Raw genomic sequence first — 236 nt, 5'->3', positions numbered from 1 at the left:
TCCTTCACCCTGCCGCAGGCGGCGGCCATCGGCATCATCGGCGGCGCCGACGGCCCGACGGCCATCTACCTGTCGAGCAAGCTGGCGCCGGAGCTGCTGGGGGCCATCGCGGTGGCCGCCTACTCCTACATGGCGCTGGTGCCGCTGATCCAGCCGCCGATCATGAAGGCGCTGACCAGCGACAAAGAGCGGAAGATCCGCATGGTGCAGCTGCGTACGGTGAGCAAACGCGAGAA

At 67.8% G+C, this 236-nt stretch carries 1 protein-coding gene; it reads left to right on the top strand.

All coding sequences use genetic code 11. The features are described 5' to 3' along the window. The coding region (locus PGS10_RS25050) for a sodium ion-translocating decarboxylase subunit beta (protein ID WP_316423654.1) at nucleotides 1-236 on the top strand (236 nt) is incomplete at both ends.

Origin of the sequence: Klebsiella sp. 141153 (genome assembly GCF_032601995.1) — a bacterium.
In the GTDB taxonomy this organism is placed as follows: domain Bacteria; phylum Pseudomonadota; class Gammaproteobacteria; order Enterobacterales; family Enterobacteriaceae; genus Klebsiella; species Klebsiella aerogenes.
This window is presented reverse-complemented; position numbering and strand designations above follow the sequence as displayed.